Below are 18,722 nucleotides of genomic sequence, written 5' to 3'. Positions count from 1 at the left end.
TCCTCATGCATCTAGTGGTCTTGAGACAATTCTAAAGAAAAAGAAAAAGGATAAGAATGTACATAAGTGAACTTATTAGGGTAAAAAAGTGTGTTCATGTAACCGCTTCACTCCTCCCCGTTCAATAGCAGAACCCGATATTCAGAAGGTGAACAGTCATAATAATTCCGGAACGCCTTGCTGAAATAATTTTTGTCCTTGTACCCCAACATCTCGGAAATGTCTTGGATTTTCAAGTCGGGGGTGAATAGCAGCTCCTTTGCCTTGTCCATTCTTACCTTTTGTACATACTCATGTATGCCATAACCATATTGCCCTTTAAAAAGTTTCATCAAGTATTCTCTGCTCAGGAAATATTTATCCGTGAACATCGATATTTTAATATTCTCAAAATAGTGATTATCAATGTATGCTTTAATATTTTCCAGTACGCTGGGGCGATTGCCAGCAAGGCTTTTGCTGATTTCATTGCCATAGCAATCTAGAATTCCGCTCAGCACCCGCTCAAATTCGCCAAAGGAAGCAAAATCGCTCCCGATGCCTAGCCCGCGCAATCCTTTATCTTTACCGCCGCGGATACGTTCGGGGATCGCATCCAGCTCCGTCGCAATATCGTTCAGCAGAATAATAAATTCCTCTATCTGCCGGTCAGCCTCGCCCAGATTAAAACGTCCGGAAGCCTCCCATTTCTTCGTGAATTCGCTTAAAATACTTTTGGCATGATTGATATTTCCGCTCTCCAGTGCGTTGCGAATCAAGGGCATGCGCCCTGTCAAGGAAGGATTATCTTTCCCCTGGGAAGTATCGTTGCTGCTATTTGTGACAATCGCTCCCTTCAGCGTCAGGAGGTCAATCCCGTCGAGAGAGGCTTTGGCAGTCTCATAGGATTGAGCAAGCGCCATGATGTCACCATAGGGCTGTCCGATTCCTCCGGCAACAACAATTCCGAATAGCTCTTTCAGCGTCGAGACTAACTTCTTCATATGATGTAAAGAGCGGAAAGTTGCGTCCTCCTCATAGCCGCCTTTCATCGTGAAGATGGCGATAAACTCGCGTTCTCCCTTATGGCTGGCGAAGCTGAAAGCCTGAAAATGCTCATCGCTATTCTCATTAATCACATTTGTGACGGCAAAATGCAGCAAATCCCGGTCCTCATGGAAGCGATTACGACGCACTTGTTCCAAATTGAGCACCCGCAGTACACCCGCAGCAAAATAGTTTCCGGTCGTATCGGCGCCGATCAACGGCAGAAAAGCCTCGTTGGACTGATTTTTGAAGCTGCGCTCAATGATCGACAGATAGATTTTCTCCTTTAGCTTCGGCAGAGACATGTTGAGCGTAATGTTCCTGTTGATGAACTCACTTTCTTTCTTGCGTTTGGCCTCCAGCACATCTATAGCTTTACGCAAGGCCGCATTCAAATCCGCCCGGTTGACCGGCTTCAGCAAATAATCAACTACCTTAGAGCGGATAGCCTGGCGGGTATATTCAAAATCATTGTAGCCGCTGATTACAATCGTCAGCAGTTCCGGGAACTCCTTCTCCACGATCTGCAGCAGCTCACTTCCGTTCAGCTCCGGCATCTTCATGTCGACCAATACGAGATCGATCTTTTGCTCACGCAGCATGGCTAGGCCCATACTTCCATCCGTAGCCTCCAGTACCTGATCGACACCTAGTCCTTTCCAGTCTCCCAGGATGTTGATCGCCTCACGCAACGGTTCCTCATCATCTATAATCAGTACTTTATACATGGTTAATCCCTCCCCGCGGTAACCGCATGTCCATCTTTGTTCCGCCAGCATCACTGGTAATGGCCAAACCCGCAGCCTCACCATACAAAAGCTTCAGCCGCGTGTTCAAATTTTTCAGTCCGATGCTTTCCGTGTCACTTTCTGCAGCGTTTTCTCCGCCCTGATCCTCCCACTGGATTTGAAGAGAATTTCTCACTTGCTCCAGCCGCTCCCCGCTAAACCCCGGTCCATCATCCGTCACTGAAATAACAGTATGGCTAGGCGTCACATGCGCTTCAATGGTAATTGTGATCGTTGTGGATACTTTTTCCAGCGCATGCTTGATGCAGTTTTCTACCAAGGTTTGAATGGACAGCTTCGGAATCTCCAGCTCCAGCAAAGGGTCTTCCCACTGGTAGGCCACCTGCATTCTGTTTCCGAAACGGGCCTTCTGCAGCGCTAAATAACGTTCAATATGCTTTAATTCCTCTCTGGCATGGACCACATCTTTACCGCTAATGCAGTATCTCAGCGTCATAGCAAGATTATCGACCATATCGACAATATCATCATTGTTGTTTTTCAGCGCCTTGGTGGAAATGGCTTGCAGGGCATTATATAAGAAATGCGGATTGATCTCAGCTTCCAGTGCTTTGAGTACAGCATTTTTCTCGACAATTTTCATTTTGTACCGTTCATTGATCAGCTCATTCGTCTTTTCCACCATCTTATTGAAGTGGCGAGACAGATAGGCAATTTCATCCTTTCCTTCAACCTGTGCTTCAGCGTCAAAGCTGCCTGTACTGAACCGCTTCATCTGCAGCGACAGATTCTTTAGCGGGCTCGTTATTTTGTTCGAAATAAAGCTGACCAAGATGACCGAAACGATTAAAAATAACAGTCCTATGAAATAGTTCAATTTGCGTGTTGTCGTGGCCGCTTCATAAATTTCTTTGTAGGGAATCGGCTTAATCAGCTTCCAGCCTTCTTTTTTACTGATGTCATAAATCACTAGATACTTCTCTTCTTTATCCGACCACGTCACGCGTCCTCCTGAGGCTGGTGTCAGCTCCTTAAGCAGTCCCGCTTGTTCGCTCTGTTGATAAAACCCGGGGTCATCCACCACAAAAGGTTCATTATCGGGACTGACGTACATTAGGTGCTGCCCTTTACTGAAGGGAATATCCTTCATAATCTCGTCCGTAACCGAGGAGTTGAAATAAAGGGAGAGTACCGCCTGCGGCTCCCTGGAGACTATGGAGCGCAGCAATCGATGGTAGCCCATGAAGCTTTTATCCTTATTTATAGGGTAGTCGGAGCTATTGATCATCGAGGTTTGGTTTTTTACAAAAGACTGGTAAGAACGGTTAAACGGGCTGGCCAGCGCTTTTTTATACCAGGAAAGATTCTCAATCGACGGATGCTCGGCGACCCGCACGGTAATATTGTAGTTCTCTTTGGTGACATAATAATACTTGTGCTCCTTGATCACATACAGGTAGATAGCTTCCAGATCATTGCGGGAGAAGTACAGGTTCTTCAAGTAGTCCTCCACATACATCTTCGAGGCATAATCCTCCGATTCATGCAAAATCGCATAGGTGATCTCGTCATACGATATTTGCGGCAGGGATAATTGCTCGATGCCGTCCAAATAACTCTCCAGATTCCGGCCGACAAGCAACAGATTGTTGCTCGTACTGGCGATGCTGTTATCCACCGATTCTTTTCGCAGCATGCCGTATGAAATGAACGTCAGTGAGGTCACCACCAAAATAATGATGATTGTAAACAGCAAAATAAGCTTGTTCGCCAACCTGCGTGAGACAAGCTCCAGCACGGGTTCAAACCGCTTTATGATCCACTTTTTAATAATGACCGGCAACCTCCTCCACGATTTACAGGCTTAATTATAAATATTTCAGTTCACCTTTTTACCCCTAACTGTACTCTTAAATCCATTTTTGAGTATAGGGTACTGCTCTATAATACACAATATAGACTAACCGGAATGGTTATGTGTGGCAAGCCTAGTCGATATTACCACCCAACAAATCAAGAAGAGGTGCATCCATGTTAAAATCACTCGGCAAAAGATGGCGCGAGAAAACAGAATTCGGATTATTCACTCTCCCAGTCCTAATCTGTATCGCTGTAGCATTCTACATTCCGTTTGCCATGACTATCCGCTATTCGATGACCAAATGGAACGGTATTTCGAAACACCCTAAGTTTGTCGGACTTGATAATTTCAAACAAATCTTTATGGGCGACACCAACTTCGCCAATTCAGCCTGGTTCACCATAAAGTATGCGATTCTGTACATTGTTCTCGTTAACGTGCTAGCCATTCTGCTCGCACTGGTTCTGGACATGAAGCTGAAGAGCACTCCTTGGCTGAGAGCCGCTTTCTTTATTCCTTATATCCTCAGTCTTGTCATTGTCGGTTTTATCTGGAAATTTATCTTTATGCAAGGTTTCAACTCACTCGGAGAAAGTACAGGCTGGTCCATATTTGGTCTAAGTTGGCTAGGGACGCCGGGACTTGCTTTCGTCTCCATACTGGCCGTCTCCATCTGGCAGTCGATTGGTTTTTATCTGGTCATTTATATTGCTGGTCTGCAATCTGTACCTGAGGACCTCAAAGAAGCAGCCACAGTTGACGGCGCTGGTCCCATGAGAAAATTCTTCAGTATTACACTGCCACTGCTCGCTCCATCCATTACGATTTCTGTGTTCATGGCACTGACCAATTCGATCAAGGTGTTCGATGTCATCCTGTCATTAACCGGGGGCGGACCTGGCGGAACTACCTACAGTATCGCTTACGATATCTACCGGGATACCTTCCAGAACAATCTGTATGGATACGGTACAGCGAAAGCGCTTATCCTGTTCCTAGCCGTCTTGGTGGTAACCATTCTCCAGTTAGCATTCTTCAAACGAAGAGAGGTTGAGGCATAATGAATACAAACCGCAAAGCAGGCCGAATTATTCTAGAGGTTGTTATGGTCATCCTCTCTCTTCTGTTTCTATATCCGCTATTTCTGACGATTATCAACTCGTTAAAAAGCTTTAGCGAAGTCATGACGGATGTCATCGCCCTGCCGAAACATCTGGTCTTCGGCAACTATTCCTACGTGTGGAAGTTTATCAACTATCCGAAGCTGTTCCTGAACAACTTTGTCATTACCGGTGTAGGTCTTCTGGGTATTGTGTTCATTTCATCCATAGCAGCCTACAAGCTGGCACGGACGAAATCCAGACTGAGCGGGGTGATTTATTTCCTCTGCATTATGCCGATGCTGATTCCGTTCCAATCGATCATGCTGACCGTTCTGCAAACCGCTAAAACCTTAAATCTCTCTGAGAGTACTTGGGGACTTGGGTTGTTATATTGGGGTTTCGGTGCTCCACTCGCCGTGTTTATCTACCATGGATTCGTCAAGGGTATTCCGGTTGAAATTGATGAGAGTGCCACGATTGATGGAGCATCCGGCTTCCGCCTGTTCTTCAGTGTCATCTTCCCACTGTTGAAATCGGTCACAACAACCATTGTCATTATCGACGTAATGTGGATCTGGAATGACTTCCTGCTCCCGCTGCTCATGGTCAACGGCTCCCCAGATACCAAAACGCTGACACTGGCTGCCTACACCTTCGTGGGCCAATATACCTCAGATTGGCAATATGCGATGACAGCTATGGTCATGGCGGTGCTGCCATCGATCGTTGTATTCATCTTCTTGCAAAAGTACATCGTTAAGGGTGTTGTTGCGGGGGCGGTGAAGGGCTGATTATCTGATTCCCAACCTTAGCTTCTGCATAAAAAGGGGGAGATCCATATGGATCTCCCCCTTTTTGCAAACGTTCCAATACTCTACATACTGCTGCAGTCTGCTTTTGATGCAGACGTTCCAATACTAACTAGTAGTTTAACTGTATTTTGTACAACTATAATTCTGCAACTCGCTCGGCTGATGGATATAGCTGTATTTCGTACAACTATTCTGCTGATTTATTGCCCTCTAGGTCGATTCTCTAGTATTTAGTTGCATAGAATACACTTAAAAGCAGAATGGTCCGTTTTACATATAAAATAGGTGTATAGAATACAGTTATTTCACAAACACAACGGTGATACTTTATAGGCACTCCATACGGACTCCATAAATACTCACTGCACACTGCTGCAGTCTGCTTTTGATGCAGACATTCCAATACTAACTAGTAGTTTAACTGTATTTTGTACAACTATAATTCTGCAACTCGCTCGGCTGATGGATATAGCTGTATTTCGTACAACTATTCTGTTGATATATTGCCCTCTAGGTCGATTCTCTAGTTTTTAGTTGCATAGAATACACTTAAAAGCAGAATGGTCCGTTTTACATATAAAATAGGTGTATAGAATACAGTTATTTCACAAACACAACAGTGATACTTTATAGGCACTCCATTGGTACTTCATACGCCACTCCATACATACTCCATACGTACTCCATACATACTCCATACATACTCCATACGTGCTCCATACATACTTATGCCACCCCATACGGACTCCACAGTTACTCCACACATTTCGCATTCTAACGAGATCGAGCGCGATCCGTGAATAGCTAATCAGAGTTTGTATTTATTAAAGCTCTTTCTCTGTGACCCTGCCGTTAGCATCTATGTTGGCATTAAAAGATAGGGTGTTCAGGAGCTTAATCGTTTTCCTATTGTAGGAATCATCCATAAAATTGGGCTGTCCGCCAATGATTTTGACAGGGGTAATCTTGCTGGTCATCTTGGAGTCCTTAATCTCAACGTTCAAAAGCATAGAATTAAGTGTTTTTTCCCCACCACGTGTGGAGCGATTAAACACAAAATTCCCAAGTGAATAATAAATGGGCTTGTGCTTATAGTATTCGATGCCCATAAGGCAGTGACTGTGTGCGCCAAGGATTAAATCCGCCCCGCTATCAATCATCTGTTTAGCTAGTGTGCGAGCGTACTTTTCAGGGAAATCCTTAAACTCTTCATTCCAGTGAATATATACGATCGTGTAATCATTCTCCTTGGACATCTTCTGAATGGCGCTAAGCATAGGCTGCGAGGTGTAAGCTGAAGCGGCTCCCGGTTTGTTTTTGCCGGCATACCATGAAGGATTTGAAAGCACACGGCTAACACCAAGGATGGCGATCTTTTTCCCTTTTACCGTCTTAGTATAAGGCTTGAACGCTTCGTCTTCATCTTTGCCAGCGCCTGTATGGCCAATCTTGTTTCGATCCAAATGGATCAGCGTGTCGAGCATAGCGTCTTTTCCATAATCCAAAATATGATTATTCGCCAAGGACACTCCATCAATCCCGGCATAGGTTAGGCCGCCTAACGTTGCTGGTTTGGATCTGAAGGCAAAGGTTTTCTCTGCCGCTTTCCCTCGGATAGACACAGGCGTCTCCAGATTGGCGAAGGCGATGTCAGCCTTTTGCAGCGTAGGTGCGACCTTTACAAACGGAAAGTTCACCCCATATTTAGCAATCTGATCGCCAACAAAACCGTCCAAAAGGATATCACCCGCAAAAGCAAGCTTTATAGGATCTGAAGATAGTGAAGCTGCACTGGAAGCAGATGTCACAGGAACTATTAGTGATAACAAAAGTGTAATGAGTGCTATTCTACGTAAAACCTTCGATCCTAATCTCAAAAAATACAGCCTCCTCTCATCTTTTGTTAGCATGATCCTAGCATACTGGAAAGAGGTTACTAAATTAAGAGTAAAAAGACCTGTTATTCCTTTGCTTTTTTCAGAACGGCTCTAAAACAATTTAATCCACCCCATGCATCCGTATGCACAGCATCCGCAGGCAATTCAAAATCTGTCTCCCCCCAATACTGAAATCCAGTTTGTAGCAGCAGGTCATTCATAAGACTCAGATTTACCGTTGGATAATCAAATGTCAATACCAATAATCCTTCTTCGTTCAACGTCCGGTGAAATTCCCGTAAAGTACCCACCGTATCCTCAAAGCTCAAATGCTCCAATACCGATATGCAAAAAACAGTGTCAAAGCTCTCATCCTCATAAGGCAGATCCGTCAGATTAGCTTGAGCGAAATGCAGGTTGTTTGTTCTTCTAGCGATAACCTGCTTCGCCGCTTTTTCCCCAATCTCATTCTCAATACATTCTTGGATAGCTTTTGGGTAAATAACCCTACTGTCCATATCGCAGGCATAGACCTCTGCACAAACCCCTGCTAAATAAAACTTCAAGGGATGAGGAATCCCACAGGCTGCATCCAGCACAACACCATGCGGAGAAATAAAGTTAATACACCACTCATATTCAAAGGGACGGCTCCACCATGATTCCGGCAGATCATAAATTAACTTCTCACGACGTGCATCTGAATTTACGAAAAAACGCGAGACAAAGGGATGGGTTGGCATGGCCAGGACTCCTTTTTCAACGGAATTTTAGGTAGTGAGAGTATATTCATGATTTGCTGATTCATTCCATAACCTTACATTGAACGAGACAAACCCAAAAAAAACGGCTGCTCCCTTAGGAACAGACCGTCTTTAAATATAACTGTATAAACCTTATGCGTAGAATGAGAGAGGTTTGGCCTCAATTCCATGTCTCTCGATCAACTTATCAAGTAACGCAGACCATTCCGCATCGACCGTACATTGCTCAGGATGAGCCTCGAACCAAGCAACCGACTGCTTGATCCCTTCACAGAAAAGCACAGTAGCCTGGAAGTCAGGCACGAAACGTTTGATTTTGCTATTATCAAAAACACTGCTTACCGCTTGATCACCGACCAAACCATCCGCTGTCCCTGGAGGGGAAAAGGCTGTGATAAAGTCTGTGGAGATATGCACCACTTTAGGTTCCACACCTGCCGCTTGTCCGATGGCCGCGTAAATCTGATTCCAATTTAATACCTCGTCGGAAGTTATATGAATGGCCTCGCCTATCGCTTCCGGATGTCCAAGCAACCCAACGAAACCTTTGGCAAAATCCGAATTATGTGTCAGTGTCCACAAAGAGGTTCCATCTCCATGTATGACTAAAGGTAAGCCACGGCGGATACGATCGATCAGTGACCAAGGATGCTGGCCACTCGTGAGTGCCGCAGGGATGGCTGTATTTCCATAGGTATGGGAAGGACGAACAATCGTAACCGGGAATCCGTTCGCCTTGTAAGCTTCCATCAACAGCTGCTCACACGCAATTTTATTCCTCGAATACTCCCAATAAGGATTCTCCAGCGGTGTCTCTTCTGTGATTACATAATTACGCTGCGGTTTCTGATAAGCAGAGGCTGAGCTGATAAAAATGTACTGCTTCGTTTTACCTGTGAACAGGTCAATGTCTGCCTGCACATGTTCCGGTGTAAAAGCAATCCAGTCTACCACTACATCAAATTCGTAATCTCGTAATACTAATGTGGCTTCTGCCGGATTACGAATGTCTCCTTTAATAACTTTTGCACCTTCTGGAACGAATTCATCCCGCTGTCCTCTGTTGAACAAATACAGCTCGATTCCTTGATCTACAGCCAACGGGGATACAGCCTGACTAATTAATCCCGTACCTCCGATAAATAAGACCTTCATTTTGCACGCTCCTTATAGTGAATCCGGCTCGTTATTTACTGGTTAACAAAATCTCGCCATACGTGCTTCGGCTTCCAATTTAGCAGCTTTTTGGCCTTCTCATTACTGAGTAGCGACTCGTGACCCTCCAGCGGCTGGCGGAAATCCGTCACCTCTGGATAACGTGCGGCCATTAGCTCTCTGCTAGGAACAGCCATGCTGGTCTCATCTGCACATATATTAAGAGCAACCGCTCCCAATCCATCCGTTTCGATTGCCAATTGGCAAGCTGTTGCTACATCCCGTGTATCAATATAACTCCATAGAATACGATCGCGCTGCGCTGGATCATGAATGAAGGAAGGGAAACGTTCATACGCCGATGGATCAATAACATTTCCGATTCTTAGGGAAACGACCTGTATACCCTTTCTGCGATAGAACATCTCAGCGGTTTGCTCATTCACAACCTTAGACAGACCGTAGCTGTCTTCAGGTAACTGTGGATGCTCCTCATCCATAGGCACATACTTCGGCCCCAAAGGATTAACCGCAAAACAGATTCCGTAAGAGGATTCACTGGAAGCAATCACTGCTTTCCGAATCCCGAGACCCGCTGCAGCCTCCAAAATGTTATAGGTAGATACTACATTATTTTGAAAGGTAACCTCACTTGTCTTTATATTTGCAGCTGGGATTGCAGCCAAATGTACAACTGCATCAGCGCCTGCGAGCACACCATATACTTCACCCAAATTATTCAAATCAGCAATCATCGTTTGGCACAAAGAATCTGCGGATTTTTGCGTATCTACATTCACAACCTCATACCCTTGCTCTACAAAATGCCGGACCACCCATCTGCCCAACATCCCACTGCCGCCTGTAACAACTACTTTCGCCATGAGTGTGTCTCCTTTTTTATGAAGCTAACAACTACTCCAGAATCTCCTCAATCTGCTTCAAAATCTCTTCCGAAAGCTCAATACCTGAAGCCTTAACATTCTCTTCGACCTGCTGCGGACGGCTGGCACCCACCAGCGCACTAGCTACATTAGGTTGACGCAAAATCCAAGCCAAAGCCAAATTCCCAACAGAAATATTCAGCTCCGTGGCGATCCCACTCAATTGGCGGACTTTTTCAATCTTTTCTTCTGTAATCGAATCTTTTAATCGATCCAGCTTAGCAGCACGGCTATCCTCAGGGATGTCCGTGTTATACTTTCCAGTTAACAGCCCTTGAGCCAGTGGAGAAAATACTACCTGTCCAATCCCACGGCGCTCGCCGAGCGGAATAATCTCTTTCTCAATATAACGGTTAAACATATTATAAATCGGCTGATTAACAACAATATGATCTAGCAAATAGCGGTCTGCTACAGCTAACGCATCGGTCATTTGCGCCGCCGTCCACTCACTAACACCGACATAATATACCTTGCCTTGCCGAACCAGATCATCTAGCGCACGTAAGGTCTCTTCAATTGGAGTTTCCGGATCAAAACGGTGGCAATACATAATATCCACGTATTCTACTCCGAGACGTTTCAAGCTAGCATGACACTGTTCCGTGATATGTTTGCGGGATAGTCCACGGTCGTTAGGCCCCGAGCCCATTTCCCCGTATACTTTAGTAGCTAATACATAGGACTCACGAGAGTAGTTACGTAAAGTCTCACCTAGTACTTTCTCGGCAGCACCTTTTTCATAAACATTTGCAGTATCAAAAAAATTCACGCCTAAGTCGTAAGCGGTTTCAATGGCATTAACAGCATTATCTCTTTCCACATAGCCTCCGTATGTCAGCCAGCTTCCCAAACTAATCTCACTGACTTTTAAACCGGTTCCACCTAATCTGCGATATTTCATAATAACTGCTCCTCTCCATAGTTCCGTGTTTGATTTTGGCAGGTTGCTTAGCACTCATATTCATTCTAGAATAGTTTGTATATAATAGAAAGAAGTGAAAATTAGTTTATTATATGATCTCTAGTGTAGTTACTATACTAGAGTATAGTAGCTTCACAAACAGGAGGAGATACCTTGAAGACAGCTAAATCTACTAATAATTATATCCCCAAAACCCCTGTTACTATTGAATGTAATGTTGAAAAAACACTTGAAGTATTAGGTGGAAAATGGGCCTTTCTTGTCCTCAGAGAGCTATTCGACGGCACGCAGCGTTTTGGGGCACTGCAACGAAAAATCACTAATGTTTCTCCCCGCGCACTAACCACTACGTTGCGCCATCTGGAGGAGCATGGTGTGCTTGAACGTCACGTATTTCCGACTGTTCCTGTTACGGTAGAATATTCGCTTACTCCCAAAGGTGAGGATTTACATCAAATTTTGAAGGAAATGAAGCTGTGGTCCGCGAAATGGACTTAGCTTGAGCAGATTGTGACCGATGAAAAAAGAAGCTGTCCAAAAAGTAGAGAATTCTACTTATAGGGCAGCTTCTTTTTTATAAATAGGCTATACAATGGATGGATTCTTACTTAACCCATGGGATATGTGCGGTGTGCGGTGTGCGGTGTGCGGTGTGCGGTTTGCGGTGTATGAATTGGGGAAATACTCCCTAAAAATAGCCGAAATTCGCTAAAAAAGAGCATAATGAGGGGATTTCTCCCTAAAAATCGAGGTGATTCCTTTATTTTTCACCAAATCAGGTAAATTACAGGGAGGTTTTCCCTAATTATAGAGTCGGAAGCGTATTTGGACATCTGAAAACAATCGAAGATACCAGCGATTTCTGCGATCACGTCATACACAAATTGCCGTTTGAGGTCAGCAGGCTTTGCCTTGCCTTCAATCTACTACTGAAGCAGATCGCGGATAATCAAAAACGCAGAGCAGCGAAGATCCAATAGGAGGATGAATCGCTGCTCTTTCCCTTGCATTTTTGAAAATGAAGGAGAGATCGTCTCTTTTCGTAGAAAATCCACATATAGAATAACCCCTCCAGCATTTTTACTATATTGATCTAATATTTATCCACAATCGCGCCGAGAACTGCCGTATTTACATAGGGTTTTCCTTTGAGGCTTTGCAGCTCTTTCGCAGTTCCAGTAACGACAACTCCCAATAGCTGTACATCACTGGCGTCCGGCGCCGCTTTATCCTTTTTCAAGTAATTCGAGATTCGCTCAAACTCTCCGTAATGCTTGCCCTTCATCTGAAGCCCATAGGTTAAGGATTGTAAAAAATCCTCTGGTTTCGGCTTAAATAACCCTTCCCATTCCCCACCGTAGCCATATACTTGTCTAGCAGATTCCGGTAAGGCATATTTATTCGGGCTGCTGTCATTCCTAATAAACTCAAGGTTCTTTTTATTGTCATACGTATCTACCCAATACCAAGTCTGTGACAAACCCGCCGGCAGCATCTTCTCTACCTCTACCTGAGTGTAGCTTTTATCAAAAGAAACAGCCATTTCTACGAGCTTGCCAGGTTCCATTTGTTCGAGTGAAGGCAGGTCATTCAACACTTTTTCGTTATAATTCACTCCAGGCACATAAAACATCATTTCCCGCTGACCATTTTGACTGTTATATCCTCGGTAGTATTCATAATTTTGCTGTGTCATTACCGGGTCAGGAACATTTATACTAGAGTATCCCCTATTAAGCAGAGAAAACCGGCTGCCCATATCGAAATACAGTTTTTTAGTATCCCATACGATGGGCACACCCTCAACAACTTTGTAAGTGCTCAGTTCAACTTTACCCGATAGAAACCCTAAATCAAGCTCAGTTCTCAACTCCTGAAGGTTAGGACTGCTAATCTTCATCATGATCCTCTCTTCATCCAAACCACGCATCGCCAACCAGCTTGTCAGATGGGCGTTACCCAGCATCCCGCCGAATAATACTAGAACCGTCACCACTAGAGAAATGATTGTGTTTCGAATCATTGTTTTTCGTTTTGCCTTCTTAATTACTTTTGAAAGGTTCTGATCATCCTTTTGTTCCCATGGAGCTGTCATTCCGCTTCACCTCTATACTTTTTTTGAAATTGCTTGCGGGCACGAAACAATGCCGATTTCACTGTATCTGTCGTAATTCCCAGAAGCTCAGCTATCTCCTGATAGGACAGCTCCAGCTCATACTTCATAATAATGAGTTGTTTATGGAGCGGTAGAAGCTCATCCATCACTCTTTCGATGTCTTCCCGTTTCTCTTTTAACAGCACATGATCCTCTGGCAATTCCATATCCGGCACATCTACATAGTCAATAGGAATGACTATCCGCTTGCGGCGGCGGCACAGATCATAGTAGCGATTGATCGCTACTTTATATAACCATGCACTGAATTTGTTCTCATCAATGGAATCAATATACAAAAGAGCCTTATACACCGTATCCTGTACGATATCTTCAGCGTCGGCTGCAGGTGCCCCGAGACGAATCAAGTATTTTTGAATTTCTAACATTTTAGGTTGAAGTATCTGATGTAGCTGCCCGGGCTTCATCCTGCACCTCCCTTCGTATGTATAACGATAAAGTTCTCGGAATGTTAGCTTATGAGGTGAAAAAAATTATAAAACAAAAGACGGCTGCCTCAGAAAGACATGCCGTCACATTTTAAAGAATGAATAAGGTTCCAGTACAATTCCTATATATCCGTAGGATTCATTGCCTGCTGAGCTGTAGAAATGAGTATGGTTTGAACTTTCAGAGATTGTTTGTCAATAATGAAGCCTATATAGAACCCACCCTCCATATTATCCATTTCAAAAGGTGACAATCTGTGCTCATACACTCCACCCTTGTTCTCAAACCAGTAACTCACTATAATCCCGTATTCGTTATCCACTGCAACGTATGTACCGTATGCCTTTAGCACATCTTCCAATGTACTTATCCCAGGTCGAATATTGTTCAATGTACCTATGTGGATTGGATCAATGCGTTCATTATCTTTGTCTATTTTCCAAGCGTTCAGCCGACCTTCGGTATCATAATGTACAGATACTTCTTTATACATTTCATTATTGAATACATCTTGACCTGTTGAATCCCCGTAATGTTCCTCTACTAACATTCTTGAACTCCCAAAATCTATAAAAAGATTACGTCCACTATCCGCTATTCCGAAATCACGATCAGTTACCGGAACCGCTATAAAATCCTTCAAACCTGTACCCTGTTCCGGTAATGACGGTAAGTGACTCCGATCCGATCGTCCTTCTGGACGAGAATTCACAGTATATATTCCCTTAAGCTTGAGCATTCTCATCCATTGTATAGCCTCTGCTCTTGTAAGCGGGAGATTTCCTCTGAAACCTACTAAAGTTAGCTCTCCGGGAAGTGGAAGTAGAGAGTTACCCAGCAAATAAACCACGGAATCCGTGTCGTTGTAATTCATCCCTAGACCAGATGCAACTAACCTTGCAGCGGCCATTCTGGTGATTGGAGCCGATTTTGCCACTGGATATTGTAGTCCAGTAACTGGATGATTCCACCACTTAGCCATTCTATACGGTGCTGCTGTCCATTCTTCGCCTATGCTAGTAGCCTTTGGATAGCCGAAAGAAAGATAAAATAATTTCAAAAATTCCGCTTCCGTAATCGGCTGATCCGGTCGAAAGCTCCCATCATCATAACCAACCATCAATTGGTTGCCCAACGCCCAGCGCACCCAAGGCTCTGACCAGTGACCTTGAATGTCAGTGAACAGTGAAGATGCCGGATCCTCCTCACCGTCCTCGTCCACTTCTTCATATGTCCCTGTATTCTCGTACGTTGTCGTGTCAGCATGAACTCTATAACTCACGTTGCCGCATGTCACAATTGTCCCTGAGATAAGACCTAGTACCAATAGCTTCATTATCTTCATTTTAATAATCCCTTTCGTTCTTATCGGTAAGGGGTTCCTGCTCTCTTTGCCAGGTTTATCGTGATTCCCCTTTGTCTTAACTATCGGGTGAAATGTCTAATTCGTAAATATACTGCTCTCCTTTTTCACAAGAAGAACAAAAAAAGATCGCCCCACTTCATAGCGGGAACGATCTGGACGTATCTACTACTTAGACCTTTAATCGACGTTCGAAAGCTTTGGGGATAAGCATTATAGCAATTATACCTATAATTATCACCGAAAGGATTGACAAGGGTAGATGTAATATAGGGATGCCAAAAATGTTATAGGATACATATTTTTCGATTAAGGATCTGCTAACCATTACACCTGACGGCAAAAAAGAGATTATTTTGCCCAACATTCCAGGCAAAGAGAAAAGGGGAAGAATAACTACGAATGCTGCCAGTCCAAGACTGCTTAAGCTACTCCGACACAAAGCGGATATCAGCGCCGTCAATAACAATAGACCACATGCAGCCAGCAAGGTTACAGCATATTTCAGGGCAAATCCCTGCAGCTGGGTTAAGGCATATGGAGTCTCATCAAAATAAAAGTAACTATTCAGCGGGGCATTCCAGCCCACGAAGCCGAACGGTAAACAGGCCAGCAATGTGCAAATCCCGTAAAAAAGAGTAACCCAGCTAAACGTAACTATAAATCCAGCTAATAGTTTTGCCGCAACAATCTTCAACCTTCCGTATTTACTAGATAGAATAAGTGCATCCATTCTATAGTTTTCCTCGCCGGAGAACAGGGAGGCCAGTGCAAATACTAGAATAAGACCGATCAAAAGATCCCCGACGCCAGGCGAGCTCGAAAAAAATATATGTAATAAGTCCCAGTCCTCAGTTACATAAAACCCTCGTGGTTTTCCCTCCTCCAGCATGGAGAGCTTTTTAGTAACATCTCTTAGCGCATAAGATCCTGGTTCTTGCCTCTCCATTAAAACCTTCTGCTCTCTCAGCTCTGTTAAATTTCTGTTGAATTGATCTACCATATAAGCTGTACCAGCATAGTGTTGCTCCAGAATTCGTTTCATCTTCTCCTCTTTGGGCCAAGCGCTGTCTTCAGCATATTCTTCTTTGAGTCTAGGTGCGTATTTCAAAGCTAAATCTGGTTGAATCGGTCCTAGATGAGCGGCGATAGCTTCAGGCTTTTCCTTGTTTACAACCAATAGACTATCCGTACCGGATGGGTAGAAACTAACAAAACAAAAAGTGGCTAATGCAATACTTCCAGCTATAGAAATCCAGACTCTGGGAATCATAATTTTACGTAATTCAAACATCACCAGACGTTTCATGTGTGTCATCCCCTCCGAAAATAATGCATATATACATCTTCTAATGAAGGATTCACCATCAGTGCATTCTCAACTGGCAAAGTCTTGCTGACTACCCGAACCACTAGTCCAGTATCTGTCTGCTGCACATTCACTACAGTTCCATTCTCTTCGATTTGAGCCAGCAACCGCCCGGGGACATGTGCCTCCCAAACCTCTCCTTGCAATTCATTGGTCAACTCCTTAATTGTTCCTTGACGAAGTAACTCTCCTCGCCCCATCAGTAGCACCTGTTTAGCTATATGATCAACATCAGAAACGATATGAGTAGACAAAATAACGATGCGCTCATTTGATATTTCAGAAATTAAATTTCGAAATCTTACGCGTTCCGAGGGGTCAAGTCCTGCTGTGGGCTCATCCAGAATGAGGATGCCCGGATTATTAAGCAATGCTTGAGCGATACCGAGTCTACGTTTCATCCCGCCGGAATACTTACCACATTTTTTATCCATTTCTCCGGATAGATTAACCATTTGAGCAAGAACCTCTATACGATCACTCGCCTCCTTCTTGGTCAACCCCTTTAGGGCAGCAACATAATACAAGAAATCGCGAGCTGAAAAATGATTGTACATCCCCAGTTCCTGCGGTAAATAACCTATCTGAGCCCGGTACTGATCCCCCATATCATCCTTGTTTTGTCCATCTAAAAGTACATTTCCACGAGTCGGATACAGAATATCTGCAACAATACGCATCAGTGTCGTTTTTCCTGTTCCGTTAGGTCCTAGAAGACCATACACACCAGGTGACATAGAAAGGTTGATCGTATTTAAAATTCGCTTTTTGCCGAAATCATGTACAATATTACATAGTTTAAGCTCCAATCAGAAACCCTCCCCTGCTCAATATTCTGGATTGAAACCTCATGGCTAGGCTAAATACCACTGCCGACAGAACGCCCAGTCCCATTAACCAAAATAACTCGACCGACATCGTCCATCTCACTGCAAATTCTCCGGAAAATAAAATCATCCAAAAGAGAGGCAACATAAAGAGTACGGTCGTTAATTGTCTAAAATTACGTATCAGCGTGGATAATACTAACGCTACCGCCGCATTGTTTAGGATCGGGATGCACCATAGCAGGGTCATACGCAGCATAAACTCCGTTCCCCCTACCGGGGTTACCATAGCAGTTACACTAACGTTAATCAGTAGTGAGATCACCCCTGCCATAAGGAACCGAGCTTGCACATACCGATGCAACGGGATTCTAAAACTACGTGCGAGTTCTCCCATTCCACAGAGCGTATTCCGAGCCGTATGAGAGACGACCACCAGTAAAGGAATACAACCCACGATGGACAGAATGAACATAGGGCTAACAATCTGCATAACACTCAGCACCAAATATCCTACTACAAACAAGATCACACCAAGCACAACCTCTTTCCACCATCCCTGTGAAAAAAGAATCCTCAGCTGTTGCCGTGCAAATAAAGGAACGGGTGGTACTGGCGCAGGTAAAGCCCGCTTGGATTTTCTCCACCTGCTCATGGCTTCTTCTGCAAAACCGTCAAGGCGTGGCGGTTCAGGAATGCACCTGATATAATTCACGATCTCCTCTACAGACTCTGCTGTCATCTCATCCTGTAAATTCAGATTGAGGTAATCTTGATGGTTACGTTTAACCCTCATTTTCCTGCTCCTTTCTTTAGGGGTTGGGATATGTCCTCTTGCTTGGAATACCTTAGTAAATCACGTAATTTAATCAGCGATCGGCTTACCCTTGACTTCACAGTAGATTCAGGTTCATCAGTTACGGCAGCTATTTCTGTAAACGTAAATTCATATTTATACCTTAACAAGAGCGCATCCCTCTGTTCCTCTGGCAGTGAGTAAATCGCGGCGTATACCTGCTTAACCTCTTCACGAAGTAATATTCCTTCAAGAAAATCTCCTTCGACTGTGATTTCATCAGATAAGCTTTGATTCAACTCTGCTTGCCGAGCACCTTTGCTGCGAAAATAGTCAATGCAGACATTTTGCGCGATCGCCATCAACCAAGCTCGGAAACTCCCCTGTTTATTTTGATAGCTGTCAAGCTTGGCCCATGCTTTTTCATACACTGTCTGTGCAAGATCCCAGGCCAATTCGTCATTATGTATTTTCCATCTGATGAATCGATAAATATCACTATAGGTATGCCGAATTAATAATTCCACCGCTGCCTCATTGCCCTGC

At 44.1% G+C, this 18,722-nt stretch carries 17 protein-coding genes; 3 read left to right on the top strand and 14 right to left on the bottom strand.

Annotated elements, in window-relative coordinates:
- Positions 1-107 precede the first annotated feature (107 nt).
- Together MHH50_RS09265 and MHH50_RS09260 are read right to left on the bottom strand one after the other, a co-directional pair.
- The gene (locus MHH50_RS09265; RefSeq protein ID WP_340034225.1) at positions 108-1,754 is read right to left on the bottom strand and encodes a response regulator; all 1,647 of its coding nucleotides are present in this window, start codon (positions 1,752-1,754) and stop codon (positions 108-110) included.
- Positions 1,747-3,609 carry a sensor histidine kinase gene (locus tag MHH50_RS09260; protein ID WP_340034598.1) on the bottom strand — a complete coding sequence of 621 codons (1,863 nt, stop codon included), beginning with the start codon at positions 3,607-3,609 and terminating at the stop codon, positions 1,747-1,749. The genes MHH50_RS09265 and MHH50_RS09260 overlap by 8 nt, the downstream gene beginning before the upstream one ends.
- Positions 3,610-3,806: 197 nt before the next feature.
- On the opposite strand from MHH50_RS09260, the gene MHH50_RS09255 reads away from it, so the two are divergent.
- Together MHH50_RS09255 and MHH50_RS09250 are read left to right on the top strand one after the other, a co-directional pair.
- Positions 3,807-4,697: a sugar ABC transporter permease gene (locus tag MHH50_RS09255; RefSeq protein ID WP_036684044.1), complete on the top strand. Its 891-nt coding sequence runs from the start codon at positions 3,807-3,809 to the stop codon at positions 4,695-4,697.
- A complete protein-coding gene (locus MHH50_RS09250; RefSeq protein WP_036684045.1) occupies positions 4,697-5,530 on the top strand; it encodes a carbohydrate ABC transporter permease in 834 nt (277 codons plus the stop codon). Before MHH50_RS09255 ends, MHH50_RS09250 begins: the two co-directional genes overlap by 1 nt.
- A gap of 845 nt (positions 5,531-6,375) precedes the next feature.
- Here MHH50_RS09250 and MHH50_RS09245 read toward each other — a convergent pair.
- The 5 genes from MHH50_RS09245 to MHH50_RS09225 all read right to left on the bottom strand — a co-directional run bounded on the left by MHH50_RS09245 (position 6,376) and on the right by MHH50_RS09225 (position 11,195).
- Positions 6,376-7,428 (bottom strand): CapA family protein, encoded by a 1,053-nt coding sequence (locus tag MHH50_RS09245; RefSeq protein ID WP_254848712.1) that lies wholly within the window; start codon positions 7,426-7,428, stop codon positions 6,376-6,378.
- Positions 7,429-7,511: 83 nt separating this feature from the next.
- Entirely contained in the window at positions 7,512-8,171 is a 660-nt protein-coding gene (locus MHH50_RS09240; RefSeq protein WP_076124835.1) for a class I SAM-dependent methyltransferase, read from the bottom strand.
- Positions 8,172-8,324: 153 nt separating this feature from the next.
- Positions 8,325-9,347, bottom strand: coding sequence for an SDR family oxidoreductase (locus tag MHH50_RS09235; RefSeq protein ID WP_076309818.1), 1,023 nt, complete (start codon positions 9,345-9,347; stop codon positions 8,325-8,327).
- A gap of 35 nt (positions 9,348-9,382) precedes the next feature.
- Positions 9,383-10,231: an NAD(P)-dependent oxidoreductase gene (locus tag MHH50_RS09230; protein WP_076309817.1), complete on the bottom strand. Its 849-nt coding sequence runs from the start codon at positions 10,229-10,231 to the stop codon at positions 9,383-9,385.
- 31 nt (positions 10,232-10,262) lie between these two features.
- On the bottom strand, positions 10,263-11,195 hold the full coding sequence (locus MHH50_RS09225) for an aldo/keto reductase family protein (protein ID WP_038569620.1): 933 nt from the start codon (positions 11,193-11,195) through the stop codon (positions 10,263-10,265).
- Positions 11,196-11,369: 174 nt separating this feature from the next.
- On the opposite strand from MHH50_RS09225, the gene MHH50_RS09220 reads away from it, so the two are divergent.
- The gene (locus MHH50_RS09220; protein ID WP_036684053.1) at positions 11,370-11,714 is read left to right on the top strand and encodes a helix-turn-helix domain-containing protein; all 345 of its coding nucleotides are present in this window, start codon (positions 11,370-11,372) and stop codon (positions 11,712-11,714) included.
- 595 nt (positions 11,715-12,309) lie between these two features.
- Here MHH50_RS09220 and MHH50_RS09215 read toward each other — a convergent pair.
- The 7 genes from MHH50_RS09215 to MHH50_RS09185 form a co-directional block, all read right to left on the bottom strand.
- Positions 12,310-13,311, bottom strand: coding sequence for an anti sigma factor C-terminal domain-containing protein (locus tag MHH50_RS09215; RefSeq protein ID WP_076179723.1), 1,002 nt, complete (start codon positions 13,309-13,311; stop codon positions 12,310-12,312).
- Positions 13,308-13,799, bottom strand: a complete 492-nt coding sequence (locus MHH50_RS09210) for an RNA polymerase sigma factor (protein WP_340034224.1) — start codon at positions 13,797-13,799, stop codon at positions 13,308-13,310. The genes MHH50_RS09215 and MHH50_RS09210 overlap by 4 nt, the downstream gene beginning before the upstream one ends.
- A gap of 143 nt (positions 13,800-13,942) precedes the next feature.
- Positions 13,943-15,157: an S-layer homology domain-containing protein gene (locus tag MHH50_RS09205; RefSeq protein ID WP_340034223.1), complete on the bottom strand. Its 1,215-nt coding sequence runs from the start codon at positions 15,155-15,157 to the stop codon at positions 13,943-13,945.
- Between the two features lie 199 nt (positions 15,158-15,356).
- Positions 15,357-16,493, bottom strand: coding sequence for an ABC transporter permease subunit (locus tag MHH50_RS09200; RefSeq protein WP_076191098.1), 1,137 nt, complete (start codon positions 16,491-16,493; stop codon positions 15,357-15,359).
- Positions 16,494-16,498: 5 nt separating this feature from the next.
- Complete coding sequence (locus tag MHH50_RS09195; RefSeq protein WP_076187118.1) at positions 16,499-17,362, bottom strand: ABC transporter ATP-binding protein; 864 nt, start codon at positions 17,360-17,362, stop codon at positions 16,499-16,501.
- Complete coding sequence (locus MHH50_RS09190; protein WP_076278560.1) at positions 17,352-18,176, bottom strand: hypothetical protein; 825 nt, start codon at positions 18,174-18,176, stop codon at positions 17,352-17,354. Before MHH50_RS09190 ends, MHH50_RS09195 begins: the two co-directional genes overlap by 11 nt.
- Positions 18,173-18,703, bottom strand: a complete 531-nt coding sequence (locus MHH50_RS09185) for an RNA polymerase sigma factor (RefSeq protein WP_076278559.1) — start codon at positions 18,701-18,703, stop codon at positions 18,173-18,175. Before MHH50_RS09185 ends, MHH50_RS09190 begins: the two co-directional genes overlap by 4 nt.
- Positions 18,704-18,722 lie beyond the last annotated feature (19 nt).

Source organism: Paenibacillus sp. FSL H3-0302, assembly GCF_037982245.1.
GTDB lineage: Bacteria > Bacillota > Bacilli > Paenibacillales > Paenibacillaceae > Paenibacillus_AQ > Paenibacillus_AQ odorifer.
Note: the sequence above shows the minus strand (reverse complement) of the source record. Positions and strands in the feature narration are given on the sequence as shown.